Source organism: Metasolibacillus sp. FSL K6-0083 (assembly GCF_038630865.1).
Classification (GTDB): domain Bacteria; phylum Bacillota; class Bacilli; order Bacillales_A; family Planococcaceae; genus Metasolibacillus; species Metasolibacillus fluoroglycofenilyticus.
In genome coordinates, this window is record NZ_CP152046.1 from 2,253,500 (window position 1) to 2,274,934 (window position 21,435).

Annotated in this window: 20 protein-coding genes; 10 read left to right on the forward strand and 10 right to left on the reverse strand. The window is 38.0% G+C overall.

Annotation, left to right across the window (positions count from 1 at the left end; genetic code table 11):
- Window positions 1-25: 25 nt before the first annotated feature.
- Together MHB51_RS10455 and MHB51_RS10460 are read left to right on the forward strand one after the other, a co-directional pair.
- Window positions 26-208, forward strand: coding sequence for a hypothetical protein (locus MHB51_RS10455; RefSeq protein WP_342558113.1), 183 nt, complete (start codon window positions 26-28; stop codon window positions 206-208).
- Between the two features lie 337 nt (window positions 209-545).
- Window positions 546-1,475: a CAP-associated domain-containing protein gene (locus MHB51_RS10460; protein WP_342558114.1), complete on the forward strand. Its 930-nt coding sequence runs from the start codon at window positions 546-548 to the stop codon at window positions 1,473-1,475.
- A gap of 106 nt (window positions 1,476-1,581) precedes the next feature.
- Here MHB51_RS10460 and MHB51_RS10465 read toward each other — a convergent pair whose 3' ends face one another.
- The 3 genes from MHB51_RS10465 to MHB51_RS10475 are packed head-to-tail and all read right to left on the reverse strand — an operon-like array spanning window position 1,582 to window position 4,155.
- The gene (locus MHB51_RS10465) at window positions 1,582-2,787 is read right to left on the reverse strand and encodes an acetyl-CoA C-acyltransferase (RefSeq protein ID WP_342558115.1); all 1,206 of its coding nucleotides are present in this window, start codon (window positions 2,785-2,787) and stop codon (window positions 1,582-1,584) included.
- Window positions 2,788-2,831: 44 nt separating this feature from the next.
- Window positions 2,832-3,470, reverse strand: a complete 639-nt coding sequence (locus MHB51_RS10470) for a 3-oxoacid CoA-transferase subunit B (RefSeq protein ID WP_107941831.1) — start codon at window positions 3,468-3,470, stop codon at window positions 2,832-2,834.
- Between the two features lies 1 nt (window position 3,471).
- Window positions 3,472-4,155 (reverse strand): CoA transferase subunit A, encoded by a 684-nt coding sequence (locus MHB51_RS10475; RefSeq protein WP_107941829.1) that lies wholly within the window; start codon window positions 4,153-4,155, stop codon window positions 3,472-3,474.
- A gap of 90 nt (window positions 4,156-4,245) precedes the next feature.
- Here MHB51_RS10475 and MHB51_RS10480 point away from each other — a divergent pair, with 90 nt between their 5' ends.
- The gene (locus MHB51_RS10480; protein WP_066170532.1) at window positions 4,246-5,037 is read left to right on the forward strand and encodes an IclR family transcriptional regulator C-terminal domain-containing protein; all 792 of its coding nucleotides are present in this window, start codon (window positions 4,246-4,248) and stop codon (window positions 5,035-5,037) included.
- Between the two features lie 195 nt (window positions 5,038-5,232).
- On the opposite strand, the gene MHB51_RS10485 is transcribed toward MHB51_RS10480, so the two are convergent.
- The 7 genes from MHB51_RS10485 to MHB51_RS10515 all read right to left on the reverse strand — a co-directional run bounded on the left by MHB51_RS10485 (window position 5,233) and on the right by MHB51_RS10515 (window position 13,063).
- Window positions 5,233-6,507 (reverse strand): TRAP transporter large permease, encoded by a 1,275-nt coding sequence (locus MHB51_RS10485; RefSeq protein ID WP_066170535.1) that lies wholly within the window; start codon window positions 6,505-6,507, stop codon window positions 5,233-5,235.
- The gene (locus tag MHB51_RS10490; protein WP_066170538.1) at window positions 6,508-7,002 is read right to left on the reverse strand and encodes a TRAP transporter small permease; all 495 of its coding nucleotides are present in this window, start codon (window positions 7,000-7,002) and stop codon (window positions 6,508-6,510) included.
- Window positions 7,003-7,123: 121 nt separating this feature from the next.
- Entirely contained in the window at window positions 7,124-8,131 is a 1,008-nt protein-coding gene (gene dctP / locus MHB51_RS10495) for a TRAP transporter substrate-binding protein DctP (protein WP_066170542.1), read from the reverse strand.
- A gap of 291 nt (window positions 8,132-8,422) precedes the next feature.
- Window positions 8,423-9,481 (reverse strand): tartrate dehydrogenase, encoded by a 1,059-nt coding sequence (locus tag MHB51_RS10500; protein ID WP_342558116.1) that lies wholly within the window; start codon window positions 9,479-9,481, stop codon window positions 8,423-8,425.
- A 14-nt stretch (window positions 9,482-9,495) separates the two neighbouring features.
- A complete protein-coding gene (locus MHB51_RS10505) occupies window positions 9,496-10,560 on the reverse strand; it encodes an NAD(P)-dependent alcohol dehydrogenase (RefSeq protein WP_342558117.1) in 1,065 nt (354 codons plus the stop codon).
- A 6-nt stretch (window positions 10,561-10,566) separates the two neighbouring features.
- On the reverse strand, window positions 10,567-11,616 hold the full coding sequence (locus MHB51_RS10510) for an alcohol dehydrogenase catalytic domain-containing protein (protein WP_066170548.1): 1,050 nt from the start codon (window positions 11,614-11,616) through the stop codon (window positions 10,567-10,569).
- Between the two features lie 13 nt (window positions 11,617-11,629).
- Window positions 11,630-13,063, reverse strand: a complete 1,434-nt coding sequence (locus MHB51_RS10515; RefSeq protein WP_066170551.1) for an NAD-dependent succinate-semialdehyde dehydrogenase — start codon at window positions 13,061-13,063, stop codon at window positions 11,630-11,632.
- 377 nt (window positions 13,064-13,440) lie between these two features.
- Here MHB51_RS10515 and MHB51_RS10520 point away from each other — a divergent pair, with 377 nt between their 5' ends.
- From MHB51_RS10520 to MHB51_RS10550, 7 genes are all read left to right on the forward strand, one after another.
- Complete coding sequence (locus MHB51_RS10520) at window positions 13,441-14,442, forward strand: LacI family DNA-binding transcriptional regulator (RefSeq protein WP_066170553.1); 1,002 nt, start codon at window positions 13,441-13,443, stop codon at window positions 14,440-14,442.
- Window positions 14,443-14,521: 79 nt separating this feature from the next.
- Window positions 14,522-15,718: a diphosphate--fructose-6-phosphate 1-phosphotransferase gene (locus tag MHB51_RS10525; protein ID WP_082799109.1), complete on the forward strand. Its 1,197-nt coding sequence runs from the start codon at window positions 14,522-14,524 to the stop codon at window positions 15,716-15,718.
- Window positions 15,719-15,769: 51 nt separating this feature from the next.
- A complete protein-coding gene (locus MHB51_RS10530) occupies window positions 15,770-16,609 on the forward strand; it encodes a transketolase (RefSeq protein WP_107941814.1) in 840 nt (279 codons plus the stop codon).
- A complete protein-coding gene (locus tag MHB51_RS10535) occupies window positions 16,610-17,563 on the forward strand; it encodes a transketolase C-terminal domain-containing protein (RefSeq protein WP_066170562.1) in 954 nt (317 codons plus the stop codon).
- A 281-nt stretch (window positions 17,564-17,844) separates the two neighbouring features.
- Entirely contained in the window at window positions 17,845-19,293 is a 1,449-nt protein-coding gene (locus MHB51_RS10540; RefSeq protein WP_342558118.1) for an NAD-dependent succinate-semialdehyde dehydrogenase, read from the forward strand.
- Between the two features lie 18 nt (window positions 19,294-19,311).
- Complete coding sequence (locus tag MHB51_RS10545) at window positions 19,312-20,493, forward strand: iron-containing alcohol dehydrogenase family protein (protein WP_066170565.1); 1,182 nt, start codon at window positions 19,312-19,314, stop codon at window positions 20,491-20,493.
- Between the two features lie 26 nt (window positions 20,494-20,519).
- Complete coding sequence (locus MHB51_RS10550; RefSeq protein WP_201261876.1) at window positions 20,520-21,404, forward strand: 3-hydroxyacyl-CoA dehydrogenase NAD-binding domain-containing protein; 885 nt, start codon at window positions 20,520-20,522, stop codon at window positions 21,402-21,404.
- The last annotated feature ends 31 nt before the right edge of the window (window positions 21,405-21,435 follow it).

Consider the following 21,435-nt stretch of genomic DNA (forward strand, 5'->3'; position numbering starts at 1 on the left):
CTGCGGGACTGGTGCTATCTAAAAAATGATATGTCATCCACCAAATAGCCCTCTCCATAAAAATGAAGTATATATTACTATTATCGGCTATAAAGGGAGTACATTCATAGAAGAAAATAAAAAAGTGCAGTATGATTTATGTATTGCCAAGTACAGCCCAGCAATTCGAATTGTCAGATTATTTATAGTAAAATTAACTCAATATTAAAGGACTTAATACCCATCACTCTTTTTACTTTATAATCCATATATTTCAATTATAAATCCTTTTATTCATTGCATGTATTATTAACGCCTATTTTCACACCTTTTCCACTATAGTCCCGAAAAACAATTCATAGTAGTATTATTATTAAATAATGTGCTTATTATATTATGTAATTGTGTTATCTTGATTGTTACTAACCTACTTTTCTATATCAAGATTGCCCCTGTCCCTAAAATTTTTTAAACAAGGAATTACAAAATACACTTTCATTTTAAATTAGCATATTTAATGAAGTTTTTCTCATTTGTAAGTTATTTAAAGAAAGGGGTTACTAATTATGTTTAAAAAATGGTTAGCTGCATTTGTCGTTGCTTGCTCCATCTTTACTATATCATCTACCTTTACTCACGTAGATGCAAACACAACTTCTGCACAGGTTACCACTTCAAAAACAAAGGCAACAGCTACTCAACAAAAGCCTTATAAAAAGTTTTTCTCAGAGTATGATATGATGTGGGAATTAGAGAAAAAGGATTATAAGAACTTTTATTTAGTGGGTCGTAAAAACGATGAGGTAATTGGTGGCTATGACACACGTAAAGGACAATCCTTATTCGGTATCAAAATTGGGGATTCAAGCAGCACTGTTACAAAAAAATATGGTAAACCAGTGGATAGCATCGTTAAAGGTAACACAGCATACAAGCAAAATTATGTGGATGGCAATGGTAAAACAACATCTGGCACGTATTTAATTGATGGCAAATATGTGACGTTTTTCTATGATATTCATGCTAAAAATACGATACGCTCTGTTTTATGGATAACAGAGAAAGCGGAACTGTCAAAGCAAGGTTTCTTTAGCCCATCGTCAAATGATTTACGCAATAGCTTCGAAGAATTATCGTTTCATTTAATGAATCAAGCACGTGTAGCAAATGGCGTTCCAGCCTTAACATATGAATCTCAATATAATTTTATCGGTCGTCAGCATAGCCGAGATATGATTTACTACAATTACTTCGACCATGTAAGCAAGGATGGTAAGCAGCCTTGGGACCGTATGCAAGCAGGGGGCATCAAATTTACTGCGAGCGGTGAAAACTTGGCTTACGGACAATACAGTGCTATTCATGCACATGAAGCATTAATGAATTCATTAGGTCACCGAGAAAATATTTTACAAGCAAAATTTGCCCATTCCTTCGTCGGTGTGCAATTCTCTAACAAAAATATTCCGTACTTCACAATCGGATTTTACAAGTAATTTAGAAGGCTTCCCAAAACAGTGCATTGCCTGCTTTTGGGAAGCCTTCATTGATGTTTCATCAAAGGTTTTCAATTGTAAAATTCAATAGGTACAGTGTTTATTTTCACTCCAAATTCTCAACAGCTAATGATATTCCTTGTCCCACGCCTATACACATAGAAGCTAAGCCTCGCTTAACATTTCTTCTCTTCATTTCGTAAATAAGTGTTGTTAAAATTCGTGCTCCGCTTGCCCCCAATGGGTGACCAAGTGCAATTGCTCCCCCATTGACATTCACCTTAGATTCATCAATTTTTAGCATATCAATGCACGCAATTGCTTGGGAGGCAAACGCCTCATTTAGCTCGATTAAATCAAAATCAGCAATTGTTAAATTGCATTTTTCCAACAATTTACGTGTTGAATATATTGGTCCGAGTCCCATAATTGATGGCTCCAAGCCTGCTGTTGCTGTGAAAGTATATTTTACTAACGGCTTTAGCCCCAAGCTTTCTGCCTTTTCTTTACTCATTAATATTAATGCTGCCGCTCCGTCGTTTACGCCCGAGGCATTGCCGGCAGTTACTGTTCCATTGTCAAATATCGGCTTCAATGCGGCTAGCTTTTCCAGTGTTACATTCGGACGGATATGCTCATCTCGAACAAATTGCGTAATATTCCCTTTTTTATCCTTCACTTCTACAGCTATAATCTCATCCTTAAACTTATCGAGTTCCATCGCAGTAGCTGCTTTTTTCTGGCTATTATAGGAAAATAAATCTTGGCGCTCACGTGAAATATTAAATCGCTGCGCTACATTTTCAGCTGTCTTCGGCATTACTTCTGTACCATACATTTTATCGAGTACTGGGTTAATAAAGCGCCAACCAATCGTTGTATCGTAGACAGTCATATCACCTCTCGGGAAATCATTTTCCGGCTTCGCCATCACAAAAGGGGCCCTTGTCATGCTTTCAACCCCACCTGTAATGACAATATCCGCCTCACCAGCAAGTATTGACCTAGCACCATGAGCTACGGCATCTAAGCCTGAGCCACATAGGCGATTAACGGTCGTTGCGCTAATTTCTTTTGGCAATCCAGCAAGTAAAGTAGCCATGCGTGCAACATTCCGATTATCCTCACCAGCCCCATTTGCATTACCAAAAATAATATCATCAATATCATCAAAAGGGACTGTAGGATTCCTATCAATTAATGCACGAATAACACGTGCCGCCAAGTCATCAGGGCGAATTTCCTTTAATCCTCCTCTATACTTTCCAATCGGTGTACGTACAGCATCAATAATATACACTTCTTTTCCCATTGGTATGCTCCTCTCTTCTCGTCACTGTCAAAGGTTTGACTGAATTACAATAAGTTTGGTGAAATAATGTAATTTGCTTCTGTTCTTTGCTGCACTTCCTCTAATGTCGCTGTCCCGACTAAATCTACCAATTCATATATAGTATCTCTCCACTTGAAAACTGCTAAATCTGTTACAATTGTGTCTACGATTCTTTTAGATGTTATTGGATACGTACATTTTTTCACAAATTTTGCATCACCATTTGCAGAAGTATGTGTAGTCGTTGCAATAATCGTTTTTGCACCTTCTAATAAATCCATTGCTCCCCCTACACCTAAAATATCCTTCCCGGGAATCGCCCAATTAGCCATTACCCCCGTCTCATCAATTTGCAAGGCACCTAATACAGCAATATCAACATGACCACCGCGTATCATAGCAAAGGAATCTGCGCTACTAAAATAAGCTGCTCCAGCCGCTTCCCCAACAGGTATTTTTCCAGCATTGACAATTTCAAGGTCTATTTGTTGATTGTTCACTTTCGTTATACCAAGTAGTCCATTTTCTGTATGTAATACATAATCTCTTTCATCAATTATATCTGCGATAAGTGTAGGTATCCCAATCCCTAAATTAATAACTGAATGTTTAGGTAATTCAAGAGCTGCTCTTTGTGCAATTAATTGTTTAACATCCTTCATACTATTTCTCCTCCAGATCATAAATCGTGATTTCACTCTTTACGAGAGCATCAATATAAAGGTGCGGTGTAATAATCTCATCCGGTTGGATGTCTCCAATTTCAACAATTTCATCTACTTCAGCAATGACAAACTTTGCTGCTGTAGCCATATTTGGATTAAAGTTGCGAGCCGTTTTGTAGTAAAGTAAATTTCCAGCTCGGTCTGCTTTCCAAGCTCGTATTATTGCTATATCTGCTTGTAAGGATTTTTGAAATAAATATTCTTTCCCATCTATTATTTCTATTTTTTTATTCTCTGCTATTTTTGTCCCTACACCTGTTTTAGTATAAAAACCGCCTAGTCCTGCGCCACCTGCTCGAATTGCTTCAACAAAAGTTCCTTGTGGCAAAAGCTCGACCTCTAGCTTTTTTTCATTATATAGCCTTACAACATCACGATTGCTCGTAAAATAGGAGCCTATCGCTTTTTTTATTTTGCCTTGCTGCAATAATTTCCCTAAGCCTTTTCCACTTTCACCAATATTGTTACTTAAAATCGTCAGCTCTGTTACATCCCTTTCGATAAGTGCTTGTATTAAAGTTAGGGGGCTCCCAACTAATCCAAATCCACCGACCATTACTGACATCCCTGTCTGTACATATTGCATCGCTTCTTGCGGACTTAGTATTTCTACCTCTTTCATTTGTCAAAACCACCTTTTGTACGAATATCGTATAGATTTACTCATTGCGTACATGATATAATAACTCTATATAATCATAGGGGGTATATTATGTCAATCAAAAAAGATACGATTAAAGAAAGTGACTTTGTCAAATCACTGGAAAAGGGTTTACTCGTTATTAGTGCATTTACAAAAGAGTGTCCGGCTTTGACAATGAGTGAGGCAGCTAAATTAACAGGGTTATCCCGCCCCGCCACTCGCAGAATTTTATTGACATTGACACATCTCGGATACTTATATCAAAGTGATAAAAATGTCTTCTCGTTAACACCTAAAATCCTATCGTTAGGTCATGCTTATTTCGCATCTAATTCCATCTGGTCGGGCGTGACACCTCATTTAGAGGAGCTATCAAATATCGTGCAGGAATCAACCTCTATTTCAGTTTTAGATGGTCAAGAGATTGTCTATGTTGCCAGAGTAGCTACTCAAAGAATTATGAGTATTACATTAAACGTCGGTTCTAGATTGCCAGCATATGCTACGTCTATGGGACAAACATTACTTGCATATATGGAGCCAGAAAAATTTGTTCAGTATGCTGAAAACATTGAGTTTAAAAAATTTACAGCTAACACGCCGTCTTCTCTCAGCGAACTAACAGCAAAATGTGAGCTTATTCGAGAACGAGGCTACAATATCGCACAGCAGGAGCTAGAAAATGATTTAACATCGATTGCAGCTCCTCTATTTAATAGAAACAATACAGTTGTAGCTGCCATCAATATTTCGATGCATAGCTCGAAGTTCCTCGATATAAATAAAATTGAGGCACATTATATTCAACCACTTTTGAAAATCGCAGCGGAAATCTCAACAATGATAGAGCATCATCAATAAATTTATCACTTACGCCTCAACAATAAAGAATGTGAGAAGCAAAGAAAGAGGTACTTCCATCTGCGGGCTTTTGAACACTAACGATGCTACTTTGGAAAAAATCAGCTTTTTGAAATAGGGAAAGCGTCCAAAATGTTGGCTAACTGCACGACTTTTTGGACGCCCCGATTCTTGCTACTATAATTAACTACGCTTCTATTTAATTAAAGATGGTAGCCATGTAGATAAAGCTGGCACGAACGTAATTATTAACACGTCAACGATTAAAATAAGTATTAACGGTATTGCAAATCTTGCAATTCTCATAATGCTGACATTGGTCAGTTTTGCAACAACGAATAAATCTATGCCGACTGGTGGCGTCACTAATCCGATTGCTAAGTTACATACCATAATCATACCGAAGTGAACTGGATCAATTCCTAAATTTAAAGCTGTCCCTAATAGTAGCGGTACTAGAATTAGAATCGCTGCACCACCTTCTAAAAACATACCTGCAATAAATAAAATAACGTTTACCATGAGAAGGAATACATATTTGTTCGTTACAAATGCTGAAATTGACTCATAAATCATATCAGGCACACTATTAATGCCGATAAAGAAGCCAAATACACCCGCGACCCCAATTACTAACATAATTACTGAGCTATTCACAGCACTTTCTTTAAACACTTCACCTAATTTAGCAATTGATAAATCACGGTAAATAAACATACCGACGAAGATAGAGTATACAACTGCTACTACCGAGGCTTCAGTTGGTGTAAATACACCTGAATAAATACCTCCTAAAACAATCAAAGGCATTAAAATTGCCAATATAGCTTCTTTAAATGCTTTGAATACTTGAGGGAAGTCTTTCTTTTCCTCACCAACATAGCCATTCTTTTTAGCAATAATTAAAGCGCTTACTAATAAAGAAAATGTGATTAATAGACCCGGTAAAATACCTGCAATGAACAAGTCACCGATAGATACTTCTGCAGCAACACCGTATAAAATCATCGCAATACTCGGAGGTATGATGATACCAAGAGCACCTGCTACAGCTTGGTTTGCCGCAGCATATTCAATTTTATAACCTTTGGCAATCATTGCGGGAATTAAAATAGAACCAATAGCAGCAGTAGTAGCAGCACCTGACCCTGAAATTGCAGCAAAGAACATCGATGTTACAATTGCTACCATTGCCAGTCCGCCTGTGAAATGCCCCACCAAGGATGTAGCAAAATTCACAAGTCGTTTAGACATACTTCCAGCCCCCATAATGTTCCCCGCTAAAATAAAGAATGGAATCGCCATTAAAGGAAATGAATTTAAAGATACAAAAATCCTTTGTGGTATTATTTCTAATGGTAAGGTGTCATGCATTAAAACTCCAATGACTGTTGATAGACCGAGGGAGAATGCAATGGGTACACTTAAAAACATAAAAACAAAGAGTGATACGAAAAAAGCTATTAACATTTACTTCTCTCCCTTCCCTATAAACTGCTCAATTGTGCATGCAACAGAATTAATCAACATTAGTACGCCGCCCAAAGGCAATGATAGATAGATTACTTGCATAGAAACTCCTAATGAAGGGGCTTTTTGATTACTAAAACTTTCTGCCATCGCATAGCCATATTTTATTAGAATAATAAAGAAAATAATTGAAAGAAGCTGAATAATGACAACTAAAATTTTCTTTGCTGTTCCAGTCAATCTTTCAAAGAGCAGCTCAACAGAAATCAGCTCATTTCCTCTAAGCGCTATCGATGCACCAATAAAAATCATAAATATCATTAAAAATCTCGATAATTCTTCCGACCAAGCTAAAGATGACCCCACAACAAATCGAGAAAACACTTGCCAAAAGATAATAGCAGTCATTACTGCTAACATGACCATTAATACGTAGCCCATTGCTTTATTAATGATATCTACGATACGTATATACCCTCGCAGTATAGATTTCAATATGTTTCACCTCTCGTAATAGAGCTTGCTCTTTAATTCTTTATTTGAAAAATACAGCACTTTGTACTCTCACATTCGTTACAAAGTGCTGTATCCACAATAAGAATGCAACTAGCAATACTTAATAAGTTGTATTTTGGATTTTTTCAATTAATGCTTCCCCTAGCTTAGGAGCCCATTTTTCATAGACAGGTCCCACAGTTGCTTTAAATGATTCCTTGTCTGGTTCTGTAATTTGATTACCTTGCTCTAATAGGAATGCTCGCGCCTCATCAATTTTATCTTGGTTAGCTTGACGTCCGAATTCAGCGGCTATTTTACCAGCCTCTACTACTGCTTCTTGCTGTTCTGATGTTAAGCCATTAAATGTTTTTGTACTAATAGAAATCGTTGCAGCACTGAAGCGATCTCCTAGCTCAGCAACATAATCTTGCACCTCAAAAATCTTTGAAGATTTTACTGTTGCTAAGGAGTTCGAATGTCCATCAATAACCCCTTGCTGTAAGCCTGTGAATACTTCTGTCCAAGCCATTGGTGTTGGCTCTGCGCCAAATGCCTTCCAAGTATCAATTTGAATTTCATTTTCCTGAACGCGAATTTTCATTTTCTTAACATCTTCAACAGTATTAATCGCATTGTTAGATGTTGTTGAAACGAAGCCATTTTCCAACCAGCCTAATGTTTTAACATTTGCCTCTGCCTCAAACTTTTCACTTAACTCTTGTCCAATTTCACCATCTAGTACACTATATACATGCTCGCGGTTGTCAAAAAGAAACGGTAAATCTAGTACGTTAAATTCTTTTACCCAGTTTCCTACAGGACCTACTGATTGGATTGCCATATCAGCTGAACCCATTCCCATTAACTCAAATACTTCACGCTCTCCACCTAAAGAATTATTTGCATGAATCTTTACTGTCACTTGATTATCTGTTAATTTCTCAACTTCTTCTTTAAATTTTTGTGCAGTTAAACCAAATTTCGCATCTTCTGGTTCTGGAATACTTAAATCAAGTACAACCTGCTTTCCTGAATCTTCTGTACTGTTGGCACCTTTATCAGAGCCACAGGCAGCTAGAATAACCATTAATAGAGCCGACATCATAACCATTGCTATTTTCTTCATACGATAACCCCTTTATCTACTGTTTTTTTACATCGATTGAATACATTTCTAACTTTTTGCTTCAATATAAATATAGTTGCTCCAAACACTTTAGTACGTATATCGTACAACTTATTTTATATCGTACAATCATTATTTCTAATATTCTTTCTTTTGTCAATATTTTTTCTTGTATTAATTACGCCTCGGTCAACTCTCGTCCAGATTTTTCAAGCTTTTTGGTGGAAGTTAACCTAAAACCGCTACGCCCTGTGACATATGCCGCAGACTTCTATTGAAAGAAGCTAAAAATTAAGATTCCCCTAAGTAAGCAATTAGAGCATCTGTTACCTCTTTTGTTGTGGCAGAGCCCTTTAAATCCTTCGTTTTAATATTTGACTTCAATGTATATTCGATAGCTGATAGGAGTTTTTCACCTAGCTCCTCGTAGCCAAGAAAATCTAACATCAATTTACCTGTCCAAATTTGCCCTAATGGGTTGGCTACACCTAAACCAGCGATATCAGGTGCAGAACCATGCACAGGCTCAAACATGGATGGATACTCCCTTTCAACATTCAAGTTTGCGGCAGGGGCAATACCGATGCTCCCCATAATTGCTCCACCAATATCAGTTAAAATATCACCAAATAAATTCGAAGCTACAACAACGTCATACTCTGATGGCTTCATAATCATATAGGCAGCCATTGCATCGATATGTGCGCTACTATGTTGTAAATCATCATACTTCGCTACTACATCATGAAAAACATCATCCCAAAATGGCATGCTATGCGATAAACCATTTGATTTTGTAACACTCGTTATTTTCTGTGAGCGCTTTGCCGCTAATTCACAAGCATAAGTAATCGCTCGCTCTGTGCCTTTACGTGTAAATACTGCATTTTGAATGGCAATTTCATCGCTTCCTGAATGCATGCGACCACCGCTATCTGAATATTCACCCTCAGAATTTTCACGAACAACTACAATATCAAAATTTCCTGGGTTTTTTAGTGGCGATTCTAGGCCCTCTAATAATTTTGCTGGACGAATATTAATTTGCTGCTTCAAGCCTCTTCGAATCTTAATTAACAAGCCCCATAATGAAATATGGTCTGGCACTAATTCTGGTAAGCCTACAGCTCCTAAGAAAATTTGATCATATTTTTTTAATATTTCTAATCCATTTTCAGGCATCATCTCGCCGTGCTTTAAGTAATAATCACATCCCCAAGGCAAAATATCCCATTCAAATTTGAAACTACCATCTTGCGCAGCTAATGTATCTAATACACGCATCGCTTCTGGTACAACCTCTTTTCCTATACCATCACCGGGTATTGTTGCAATTCGGTAAACCTTCATTAATTCATAACCTCCTATTCAGTATTTTGCTTCTTCCCACTTTTATTCGGATAAACAATGACTTTTATAGAGTCTAGGTGTGTTTCCGTTGCCTTCTTCATTGCTTCATCAATATGCTCCAATTCAAAAGTAGATGTAATGACCGTCCCGACAACCTCTTTTAATTCCTTCAATATGCTAATTGCTAATGGGAACGTATTTGCATATCGGTAAACTGTAATTAAATCCAACTCTCGCTGTAGCATCATCGTTAAATCAATTGGCACTTCAGCATCTTTAGGAAAGCCTATGCTTACCAATTTTCCGCCTTTTTCCAATGCACGAATACCACTTTGAAGAGCAGGCCTTGCTCCGGATGTTTCGATGACAATATCAAAATAATCTTCCGGAATTGTTTCCAACGGAATTTCAATCGTGCTTGTTGCGCCTAGTTCCGTAGCAACTTGTAGCTTATGCTTAACCATATCCGTCACAACGATTTCACTAGCATTATAAAAGCTTGCTGCACAAACACACATTAAGCCGACTGGTCCCATTCCAGTAATTAAAATGCGCATTCCCGGTCGTAAATTGGCTCTTTTCAAAGCATGGATGGCCACTGATAAAGGCTCAGCTAATGTAGCCTCTTCAAATGTTAGCTCATCAGGAATTGGGAAGACAAAATCTTCGGGATGACTAATGTATTGACGCAATGCCCCTTTATGTGGCGGCGTGGATAAAAACACCACTTGGTCACATAGATTGTATTTTCCGCTTCTACACTTTTCACACATGCGGCACGGAACGCCAGGCTCGACTGTTACTCGATCACCAACTGCAAAATTTGTCACTTGTTCACCAACCTCAACGACTGTTCCAGCAAATTCATGTCCTTGAATATGGGGGTATTGCACTTTTCTAGCCCCTATATGACCGTGCTGATAATAATGAATATCAGAACCACAAATTCCAACAGCCTCTACTTTAACTAACACTTCATTTGGTAGCACATCCGGTATTGTGTCATAATCTACAACTACCTGTGAAAGTCCAACTAAACTTGCAACCTGCATCTTTTGACTTCGGTCCACTATGCTCACAATTTATCACTCCAAATTTGTCGATTCATCATATTGAATAAGTACCTTGCCGCATTGTTTTTCCTCACATAATTGGAATGCTTTTTGCCAATCATTTAAGTTCATCACATGCGTAATAATAGGCTTTAGGTTAATTTGATTTTGATTATAAATTTTCATTACTCTGTCCCAAGTTGTTATTGAGTGTGCTAATGACCCATATACTTGTAATTGTTTGTATAAAATAATATCAAAATCCAGGTTAAACGCTTTCCCAACAATCCCTACTTGAATATGCTGTCCACGCTTTTTCACTTGCTCTAAACAGCTACTAATCGCCATTGGAGCTCCCGTACAATCAATCGTAATATCGACACCTTGATTGTTCGTTTCCTCAGCCACAATATTCGCTAAATTTTCTTGCTGTACATTAATGACACGTGCAGCACCAAGCTCTTTAGCAATTTCTAAACGCTGCGCATCAACATCTGTACCGCTTACTAACACTTTACATCCTTTGATGGCTAATAACGATAGGCAAATTAATCCAATGGGTCCTGGTCCTGATAGAAGAACAACATCTCCACTTTTAATATCAGTTAATTCTTCTATAGCTTGCACTGCACAGGCTAATGGCTCTGCTAAAGCGCCTTCTTGTAGTGATACATGCTGGGGCAATTTATAAACTGCATCTTCCTTGATGCTAAGATATTTTGTAAAGCTACCATTTACACCATGCCCCATTCCTCGACGCGTTTCACAAAACATATAAAAACCTGTTTTACAGTGAATACATTTGCCACAAGTACGCTCTGTTGAACCAAGAACTGTTACACGGTCGCCAGCCTTTAAGTTTTGAACATCCTTCCCTGCTTCAACGACTATCCCTGAACATTCATGCCCAAGTATAACGGGTGGGTAGCTTTTAAATGTATCATGGTAAATATGCAAATCCGTTCCGCAAATACCTGTATAAGCAATTTCAATTTTTACTTCATTATCGTTGCAAGTAGGTTCTTCTACTGTCCCGACCTCGATATTGCCGACGCCGCCTTTCATTTTTAAAAGTGCCTGCATTCACAAATCCCCCTTATTCAATGCCTACAGAAATATATTTAACTTCTAAAAACTCCTCAATACCCCATAGCCCGCCTTCTCTGCCTAAACCACTTTCTTTAAATCCACCAAACGGTGCTTGCGCTACAGATGGCAGCCCATCATTTAAGCCGACGATACCGTATTCCAAACCCTCTGAAATGCGTACTGCTTCTGAAATTTTTTCAGAAAATACGTATGCTGCAAGACCAAACGGTGTATTATTTGCTCTTTGTAACACTTCTTCGACTGTTTCAAATGTTGTAATAGGTGCTAATGGACCAAATGTTTCCTCATACATACATTCCATTTCATCTGAAACATTGGAAATAACAGTTGGCTCTAGGAAATACCCTGGGCTATCTGCTACTTCTTCACCACCAGTTAATATTACTGCACCTTTATCAACAGCATCTTTTAGTTGTGCCTTTACTTTACTTACAGCATGCTGGTCAATTAACGGGCCAATAACTACCCCTTCTTCAAGACCATTTCCTATTTTTAACTTCTTCACTTCTTCTACAAAGATGCTTGCAAATTCTTGCTCAACATCTTTATGTACATAAATACGATTTGCACATACACATGTTTGCCCAGCATTGCGGAACTTAGATTTAATTAAATGCTCAGCCGCTAATTTTAAATTAGCATTTTTAGTAATAATAAATGGTGCGTGTCCACCAAGCTCCAATGAAATCTTTTTCACTGTTTTAGCAGCCTGTGCCATTAATTCTTTTCCGATTTCAGTAGAGCCAGTAAATGTTATTTTGCGAATACGGCTATCATCCATCCATTCCTTTACAATTGCGCCTGCATTTCCCGTCACAATATTTAACACACCTTTTGGTATCCCGGCTTCATGCGCTAATTGTATTAACTTAATTGCAGTGAATGGTGTTTGTGAGGCTGGCTTGATAACAGCCGTACAGCCAGCCGCTAAAGCTGGACCTACTTTGCGCGTAATCATAGCTGCCGGAAAGTTCCACGGCGTAATTGCAGCAACAACCCCTACAGGCTGTTTGACAACGAGTAAGCGCTTAACCAAACTTGACGAAGGAACGGTATGTCCATAAATGCGCTTGCCCTCTTCCGCATACCAAGAAATAAAACTATTAGCATAGTTCACTTCACCTATCGCCTCTGCTAATGGTTTTCCTTGCTCTTCAGTCATTATTTGTCCAATCAGTTCCTTATTTTCATCAATAAGCTGATACCATTTTTGCAATAAAATCGAGCGCTCTTCAGCAGTTAATTTCGACCAAGAATCAAGCGCATCATGCGCCGCATTAGCTGCCAGCTTCGCTTCCTCGCCACCGCCTTTTGGTACTGTACCAATCACTTTATTCGTCGCTGGGTTTATTACTTCAATTTGCTCTTTTGTATCAATTTGCTCACCGTTAATAATTAAAAATTCTTTTTTACTCATCATTTTCACTCCTTTAATATTCGATGTAAAGGTTTACATACGATTATATGGAGTGCTTATAAAAAAAGTCAATATTAAATTTAATCAAAAATAATCCAATTTTTTTCGTTTTCCAAAAATTCAGAACTAAAATCCTTTAGCGTGTAGGGCGAATAAAAGCTATTGCTAAAGAAAAAAATCATGTTATTCTAACTCAAAAGATACTACTTTTATTTTTTTTATATTATATATTATATTTAGTAAATGAATTCCTACTCGAGGGTTATTTTCCACAATAAAACAATTAATTACGTAACAACGAAGCACGTAATTGCATCAAGATTTTGAATTGTGTTTGGATACCTACTGAATCAATATTAAACGAAATGAGGTTTACAGTTATGAAGGTAAATATTTATGATGTCGCGAAAGCAGCCAATGTTTCAATCGCTACCGTGTCAAAAGTGATTAACAACACAGGGCGAATTGGGGATAAAACACGCAAAAAAGTGAATGACGTTATTAAAGAATTAGATTACAAGCCTAATTTAATTGCTTCTGCACTTATGGGCAAAAAAACGTGCACGATTGGTTTTATTTTGCCTGATTTAGCAAACCCCTTCTTCTCCGAATTAGCGAGATATATTGAGGATATGGCTAGTAGCTATAATTATAACGTTGTTATTTGCAGCACTGACTATATTACAGAAAAAGAGGAAATGTACGTATCCTTGCTATTACAAAAAAACGTTGATGGATTTATTTTAGCATCGGGGTTTGAAAATTTTGAATCAATTAAAAAAATACAAGAAATGGATATTCCAATTGTACTTGTTGCCCGAAATGCACCTGGCAAAGCATTAAACCTTGTATCTATTAATGACTACGATGCTGGCTTTAGCGCTGCCTCTTATTTAATCGAACGAGGACACCAGCAAATAGCTATTATTGCGCGTGATATTTGGAGTAACCGTGAACGCTATCGTGGCTATGCAGATGCGATGCGTGCAAATGGATTAACGCCTATGAATGAGCACTATTACGCAAAGGAATCGTCAATCCAAGACGGCTTCAATAGCTTACAACAAATTATGAAGGATTTTCCTACAAAACCAACAGCCATCTTTGCCTGTAATGATTTAATGGCGACTGGAGCAATTAAAGCTTGCAAAACGTTTAATTTAAGCGTGCCTGAGGATGTTTCAATAATCGGCTTTGATAATAGCATCTTTGCACAAATTGTTGAACCTGCCCTAACGACCGTTGCACAGCCGCAACGTGAAATTGCTAGCGAGGCAGTTCAGCTTCTTATGAATGCAATAAATGGAGATGCGTCCCATCAAACAATTACATTGAAAACAGAAATTATTGAAAGAGAAACTGTAAAAAATATAATTTTGTAGTTGAAAATTCTAAAAATTCATTTTATAATTACGTAAAATTAGGTTAAGCGCTTAACTTAAATGCAAGGAGGCGAAAATTATGATTACTGGTACTGCTATGATTGTTCAATCAGGTGGTCCAACAGCGGTTATTAACAGCTCACTAGCAGGGCTCATAAAGACTATATGTAAGCAATCTGACATGCCTGTCTACGGCGCTAAAGGTGGATTGCAGGGCTTATTAAGCAATACATTTGTGCGCTTAGACATGCTCTCGGAGCAACAGCTCAATAAAATAAAATACACTCCGGGTGCGTTGCTTGGAACATGTCGTTTAAAAGTAAATGAACAACATTTAAAACAAATTATCGACACACTCAAAGCTTTAAATGTTCGCTACTTTTTTTATATTGGTGGCAATGGTTCAATGCATGTAGCACATCAGATTAGCACATATGCTCGTCAAAGCAATTATGATTTATATACAATCGGTATTCCTAAATCAATTGATAATGATTTAGATTCAATTGACCACTCACCTGGCTATGCTAGTGCAGCAAAGTTTTTAATATCGTGCACACGAGATATTACATTTGATATTAATAGCTATGAGCTTCCTAAAAAAGTGACTATATTAGAAACAATGGGACGCAATACAGGCTGGTTGGCTGCCGCCTGCTCATTGGCAGCAAGCCAACAATCAAATTGTCAGCAGCTCATCTATATACCTGAAGTTCCATTTAACATGGAGCAATGCTTAGAAAGCATCGAAAGAAATAGAAACAATAATCAGCATACACTTCTTATTGTTTCTGAAGGCATACGCGATAAAAACGAAAGCTTAATTGCTTCTGATAATGTTCTTTTCGATGCACTTAATAGACCAAAATTAGGCGGTGTATCCTATACGCTAAAGCAACAAATTCACCAAAGCCTCGGCGTTTCAACTCGCTATATAGATACGAGCATTTGGCAAAGATGCTGTACTAGCTGCTTGTCGATAGTAGATGTGGAGGAGGCATACACTTTAGGTGTGAAAGCATGGGAAGCTGTACAAAAAGGAAATAACAATATTATGGTTACATTAGTTAGACAGGAAAGTGCTAAGTATATTCCTGTGTACGGCACAGTTTCTTTGAAAAAAGTAATAGATATTGAAAAGCATTTCCCCATTCAGTGGTATGACCAAACGCTAAATACAATTAAGGAGCCATTTTCAAGTTATTTACTACCACTTTTAGGAGAAGATATTTCATCTGCTCAGGATTACTTTCTTGATGCGACGGTGAATATATAATTTTCAACATTGGTTAAGCGCTTACTCATTTTTATATTAAGGAGGAATTTTATGTCAGTCATCAATTTATTACAAGAAAAAGCTACAAATGCACGAAAGGATTTATTAAAAGTTGTACACCATGCGGGAGCTGGTCATATTGGGGGGCCGTTATCTGCAATTGATTTATTAACAACACTTTATTTTAACGAAATGAATATTGACCCAGCGAAACCGAAGGACCCTGAACGCGATCGCTTTGTATTATCAAAGGGGCATTCTGCCATTGGTTTATATGCTGTGCTTGCTGAAAGAGGCTACTTTCCAAACGAAGAGCTATTCACTTTTGACTCTTTAAACTCTAGATTACAAGGACACCCTGATATGAAAGCCTTACCAGGAATTGAAATGTCTACAGGCTCGTTAGGACAAGGTATCTCAGCCGCGGTCGGTATGGCTTTAGGGGCAAAGCTACAAAACAAAAATTTCCGCACATATTGCATGATTGGCGATGGTGAATCCCAAGAGGGACAAGTATGGGAGGCTGCGTTTATCGCACCAAAATATCAGTTAGATAATCTCGTTATCATACTTGATTATAATAAATTACAACAATACGGCTGGGCGGGTACAGACACAGAACGCTCTGCACCTAATGAGCTTTTAGAAGAAAAATGGCTTGCTTTTGGTTGGCATGTGATTCGTATCGACGGGCATTCTTACACTGATATTTTACAAGCGTTTGAAGAAGCAAAGGCGACGAAGCAAAAGCCTACAGTAATTATTGCTGATACGGTAAAAGGAAAAGGTATTAGCTTTATGGAAGGCAATTATTTATGGCACTCAAAAGTTCCATCAGATGAAGAATTAGCAAATGCATTAAATGAATTAAACGCTGTAGGAGGATTATAAATGAAAATTTCTGAACTTAAAAAAATGTCAATGCGAGATACATTCAGTACGGCTCTTTTAGAAATATCACAAACTGACTCAAGAGTATATGTATTAGATGGCGATTTAGCAACATCTACAAAAATAGATGTTGTCGCAACACAATTACCAGAGAAATTTTTACAGATGGGTATCGCAGAGCAAAATATGTTAAGCGTCGCTGCTGGTTTAGCGACAACAGGCTTACAGCCATGGGTTGCTACATTTGCGGCCTTTATGTCCAAACGTGCGATTGACCAAATCCAAGTCCAAATTGCTCAACCAAATCTAGATGTAAAAATGATTGGTGCATATAGCGGTTTATTGACAGGTTTAACAGGAAAATCGCACCAAGCATTAGAGGATATAGCGATTTTCAGAACATTGGCTCATATGACCGTTTTAGCACCTGCTGATGCAGTGGAAACAGCCGCAATGATTAAATGGGCAAATCAATATAATGGACCTGTATATATTCGTTTAGCACGTGACAACTACCCTATTATTTTTGATAATCAATACAAGTTTGAACTAGGAAAAGGCGTTCTACTACGCGAAGGCACAGACCTTACGATTATTTCAACAGGAACACAAACGAGCCGCGCAGTCGAAGCAGCAGAAATTTTAGCTGAGCAAAATATTTCAGCAGCAGTTTTACATCTACCTTCAATCAAGCCAATTGATAAAGAGGCTATTATTCAAGCGGCAGTAAACACTGGAGCTATAGTAACAGCGGAGGAACATAGCGTCTACGGTGGTTTAGGCAGTGCTGTAGCAGAAATTTTAGCAGCTAGTGAGCCAACTCCTATTGAATTTGTAGGTGTGAAAGACCGCAACTCTGAGTCGGCAGATAATGATGATTTACTAAATAAATACGAATTATTGCCTACGCATGTTGCCGAAGCAGCAAAACGTGTATTAGCAAGGAAACGCTAATTAATTATAACTTCATTCAATTTTTAACCTACTAGGCAAAATTGGCAGCACTTAGTGCATTGCGATACTTTGAATTAATAGAAAGCACGAAGGGGCTGTCCGAAAAGCTATACTTTTTCGGACAGCCCCTACTTCTATATTGATTATTCACTAAAATCCAATCTTGGGTTTTCTGAAATTTCGATTGACAAATTACTATTACAATTCAATAATAATATTGTACGAAATAATTACATGTTGTACGATATTAGTACAAAATATAACATAAAGGGGTCAGATGTATGCAAAAAATGGAGAAGTATATGCTTTATATTGATGGTCAATGGATGGAGCCTGTTTCTGGGAATTACGAGAATATTATAAGCCCCGCAACGGGTAAAATTATTAGTCAAGTGGCGGTGGGCGATGAGCGAGATGCACAAAAGGCGATAGATGCTAGTGTGCATGCCTTTAAAGATTGGTCAGCGAGAACTGCTGGAGAACGGGCAAATATTTTACGCAAATTTGCTCAATTATTAGAACAAAATCGCCAACAATTAAGCCAAGCGGTCAGTGCTGAATCTGGTAAACCATTAAAAGAGGCTGATATTGAAGTAACGCGCTCCATTGATTATGCCCTTTGGAATGCAGAAGAAGGACGAAGAATTTACGGTGAAACAATTCCGGCTCCTTCAAGAAATAAGCGTATTGAGGTCATTCATCAGCCTGTTGGGCCTATTGCAGCCATTACACCTTGGAACTTCCCATTATCTATGATAGTTCGAAAAATTACACCTGCCCTCGCGGCTGGTTGCACAGTTGTATTAAAGCCTGCTCCAACTACTCCTGGAAGTGCTGTACTAGTATGTCAGCTAGCAGAACAAGCTGGAATTCCAGCGGGCGTAGTCAATTTAGTACTTGGAGACGCGGAGAAAATTGGGAAAGCATTACTAACAGATAAACGCATTCGTAAAATTACATTTACAGGCTCAACTAAAGTAGGAAAGCTACTATTAAAGCAAGCCGCAGACCAAGTAAAACGAGTGTCTATGGAATTAGGTGGGCATGCACCACTTATTATTTTTGAGGATGCCGATTTAGAGCAAGCGGCTACAAACGTGGCTCAAATCAAATTTTATAATTCTGGACAAACTTGCATTTGCCCTAACCGAATCTATGTCCAGCAAACGATTGTCGAGCCATTTATCCAATTATTAAAGAAAAAAGTTGAGGCATTAAAGATAGGAAATGGTTTACAACCAGAAGTGGAGATGGGGCCGCTCGTTAACCATCAAGCTGTAGAAAAAGTACATGCTCAAGTAAATGATGCTATTCATAAAGGGGCTACACTTATTACAGGTGGAACTATTCCTACTATTGAAGGTTGTGAAAACGGCTCATTTTATGCACCGACAATTTTAGCTAATATTAATCATCATATGACCATTGCCCATGAGGAAACATTTGGTCCCGTAGCTGCAATCGCCACATTTGAATCAGAGGAAGAGGTGCTTGCACACGCAAATAATACTGACTACGGCTTAGCTGCTTATGTGTTTACAAAGGATTTAGCTCGCTCCATTCGCGTGTCAGAGGAATTAGAGTATGGGATGGTCGGCATTAATGATACTGCTGTTACAGTTGTAGAAGGACCATTTGGTGGTATTAAGGAAAGTGGTATGGGACGCGAAGGTGGCCCCGGAAGCTTGCATGACTTTTTAAATAAAAAATTAATTACAACAACTATTTAGCTGTAGGGAGGTCGCTATATGAATATCCAACAATTACAATTCGAAAGCTTGCTCGCAACAAAGCTAATTTTTGGTGTTGATTGTGTTCAACAAAAACTTGGCTCTTTATTAACGCAGGAAAGTTTTTCAAAAGTATTTATTGCGACAGATGCAGGTATTTTAAAAGCAGGTATTATCGATAATATACAACGTCATTTAAAGGACGCTTCGATTGACTATACATGCTTTGCAGAGGTAGAACCAAATCCGCATGCCGAAACTGTTATGAAAGGTAAGGCACTTTATGAACGCGAAAATTGCCAAGCAATTATTGCTGTAGGCGGGGGTAGCGCAATTGACTTTGCCAAATGTGTGAGTGCAGTAATTGCCAATCCTGGTCATATTTTAGACTATCGCCGGGGACAAAAAATATTAACAGAACAAGGTCCTAAAATTATCGTTTTACCTACAACGGTAGGTACAGGGGCAGAAGTAACATCGAGTGCCGTAATTACTGATCCTGCTGCTAAACGCAAATATGTCGTTGCTTCACCATTCATTCAACCACAGTATGCAATGATTGACCCAGCCTTGACTTACTCCCTGCCACAGCATATTGTTGCTGCGACTGGGATGGATGCGCTTGTCCATGCTATTGAATCTTATGTTTCTTTAGAGGCAAACCCTCTTTCCGAGGCCTTCTCTTTACAGGCAATTCGCATGTTAATCGAGCATTTACCTGCAAGCTATGCAAACGTCGCAAATGTCGAGGCTCGTGCTCAAATACATCTAGCAAGTACGTTAGCTGGCTTTGCCTTCAATTATGGGAAGCTCGGCATTGTGCACTCCTGTTCGCATCCAATGTCTGCGCATTATAATGTTCCGCATGGTTTAGCAAACGCAATTATATTACCTTACGTCTTAGGCTTCAATAAAATTGCGAACATAAAAAAATTCGCGCATATTGCGAGAATGTTTGATTCATCGTTAATTGTAAAAAGTGATAACTTCGCAGCCGAGCAATTGCAACATTTAGTTCATAAATTCAATAATGAACTCAATATTCCAGCCAACTTCCGCTATTTGAATATTGCTTTTACTAATGAAATGATTGAGCAGCTAGCACTAGACGCTCTCGATGACCGAGGAACATTCCCCTTTAACCCTCGCAAAGCTAGTAAAGAGGATATTATAGAAATTTATAAAAAGGTGTTGCTTTAATCAGTAGCAAGAATGGAGGGGATTTTTTGAATGCTAAAGACCATATAGCTATTATTGGGGCAGGCACGATGGGGCTAGACATTGCCAAGCTTTTTCTTGAGCAAGAGCATAGCGTCACTTTAATCGATAATTTTCAAGAAAGCTTAAATCGCGCAAAGAAAGCGCTCGATGCATACGAACAAAGCGGATTATTAACATTGCAAGATAGTATTTTTTTCAATCGTATGCCAAACATTGTTATTGAAGCCGTTCCTGAAATAGCTGAGTTAAAAAGCAGCATTTTTGAATTACTTGAACAGCATGTGACAGCTAACACCATTTTAGTTTCAAATACATCGGGTATCCCTATAACAAAATTGGCTGAAGCTTTGCAGCATAAAGAAAGATTTTTAGGAATGCACTTCTTTATGCCTGCAAATGTGATTCCTATTGTAGAAGTAATTAAAAGTTCCTATACATCTAATGAAGCAAGCGAATATGTCTACGAGCTCTTAGCAAGCGTGCAAAAAATGCCTGTGATGGTGGAGAAAGATGTTCCAGGGTTTATTGGCAATCGCATTCAACATGCTATGGCACGTGAGGCAATATCATTATTAGAGCACAATATTGCTTCAGCAGAGGATATTGATAAAGTTGTACAATATGCTCTTGGCATTCGATTAGTGCTTGCTGGCCCATTAAAACAACGTGATTTGAATGGTTTAGATACCCACTTAAATATTGCTACCTATTTATATAAGGATTTAGAAAATGGTGATACTCCCTCACCTCTACTAAAAGAAAAGGTTGAGCAAGGCTTGCTCGGTGTAAAGAGCGGCAAAGGTTTTTATACGTGGGATGAAGAAGCTCTACAACAATTAGCTAAACAAAATAGAAAGTTGCAGGCGCTTTTAGCTTTTTTAGAAAGCTAGTGTTTAAAAATGGCGCACATTTTTCTCATTG

What these genes read in the sequence shown, in the direction of transcription:
- MHB51_RS10455 (WP_342558113.1), top strand. Translation starts at nt 26, where the DNA reads ATGATATGTCATCCACCAAATAGCCCTCTCCATAAAAATGAAGTATAT.
- MHB51_RS10460 (WP_342558114.1), top strand. Translation starts at nt 546, where the DNA reads ATGTTTAAAAAATGGTTAGCTGCATTTGTCGTTGCTTGCTCCATCTTT.
- MHB51_RS10465 (WP_342558115.1), bottom strand. Translation starts at nt 2,787, where the DNA reads ATGGGAAAAGAAGTGTATATTATTGATGCTGTACGTACACCGATTGGA.
- MHB51_RS10470 (WP_107941831.1), bottom strand. Translation starts at nt 3,470, where the DNA reads ATGAAGGATGTTAAACAATTAATTGCACAAAGAGCAGCTCTTGAATTA.
- MHB51_RS10475 (WP_107941829.1), bottom strand. Translation starts at nt 4,155, where the DNA reads ATGAAAGAGGTAGAAATACTAAGTCCGCAAGAAGCGATGCAATATGTA.
- MHB51_RS10480 (WP_066170532.1), top strand. Translation starts at nt 4,246, where the DNA reads ATGTCAATCAAAAAAGATACGATTAAAGAAAGTGACTTTGTCAAATCA.
- MHB51_RS10485 (WP_066170535.1), bottom strand. Translation starts at nt 6,507, where the DNA reads ATGTTAATAGCTTTTTTCGTATCACTCTTTGTTTTTATGTTTTTAAGT.
- dctP (WP_066170542.1), bottom strand. Translation starts at nt 8,131, where the DNA reads ATGAAGAAAATAGCAATGGTTATGATGTCGGCTCTATTAATGGTTATT.
- MHB51_RS10500 (WP_342558116.1), bottom strand. Translation starts at nt 9,481, where the DNA reads ATGAAGGTTTACCGAATTGCAACAATACCCGGTGATGGTATAGGAAAA.
- MHB51_RS10510 (WP_066170548.1), bottom strand. Translation starts at nt 11,616, where the DNA reads ATGCAGGCACTTTTAAAAATGAAAGGCGGCGTCGGCAATATCGAGGTC.
- MHB51_RS10515 (WP_066170551.1), bottom strand. Translation starts at nt 13,063, where the DNA reads ATGATGAGTAAAAAAGAATTTTTAATTATTAACGGTGAGCAAATTGAT.
- MHB51_RS10520 (WP_066170553.1), top strand. Translation starts at nt 13,441, where the DNA reads ATGAAGGTAAATATTTATGATGTCGCGAAAGCAGCCAATGTTTCAATC.
- MHB51_RS10525 (WP_082799109.1), top strand. Translation starts at nt 14,522, where the DNA reads ATGATTACTGGTACTGCTATGATTGTTCAATCAGGTGGTCCAACAGCG.
- MHB51_RS10530 (WP_107941814.1), top strand. Translation starts at nt 15,770, where the DNA reads ATGTCAGTCATCAATTTATTACAAGAAAAAGCTACAAATGCACGAAAG.
- MHB51_RS10535 (WP_066170562.1), top strand. Translation starts at nt 16,610, where the DNA reads ATGAAAATTTCTGAACTTAAAAAAATGTCAATGCGAGATACATTCAGT.
- MHB51_RS10540 (WP_342558118.1), top strand. Translation starts at nt 17,845, where the DNA reads ATGCAAAAAATGGAGAAGTATATGCTTTATATTGATGGTCAATGGATG.
- MHB51_RS10545 (WP_066170565.1), top strand. Translation starts at nt 19,312, where the DNA reads ATGAATATCCAACAATTACAATTCGAAAGCTTGCTCGCAACAAAGCTA.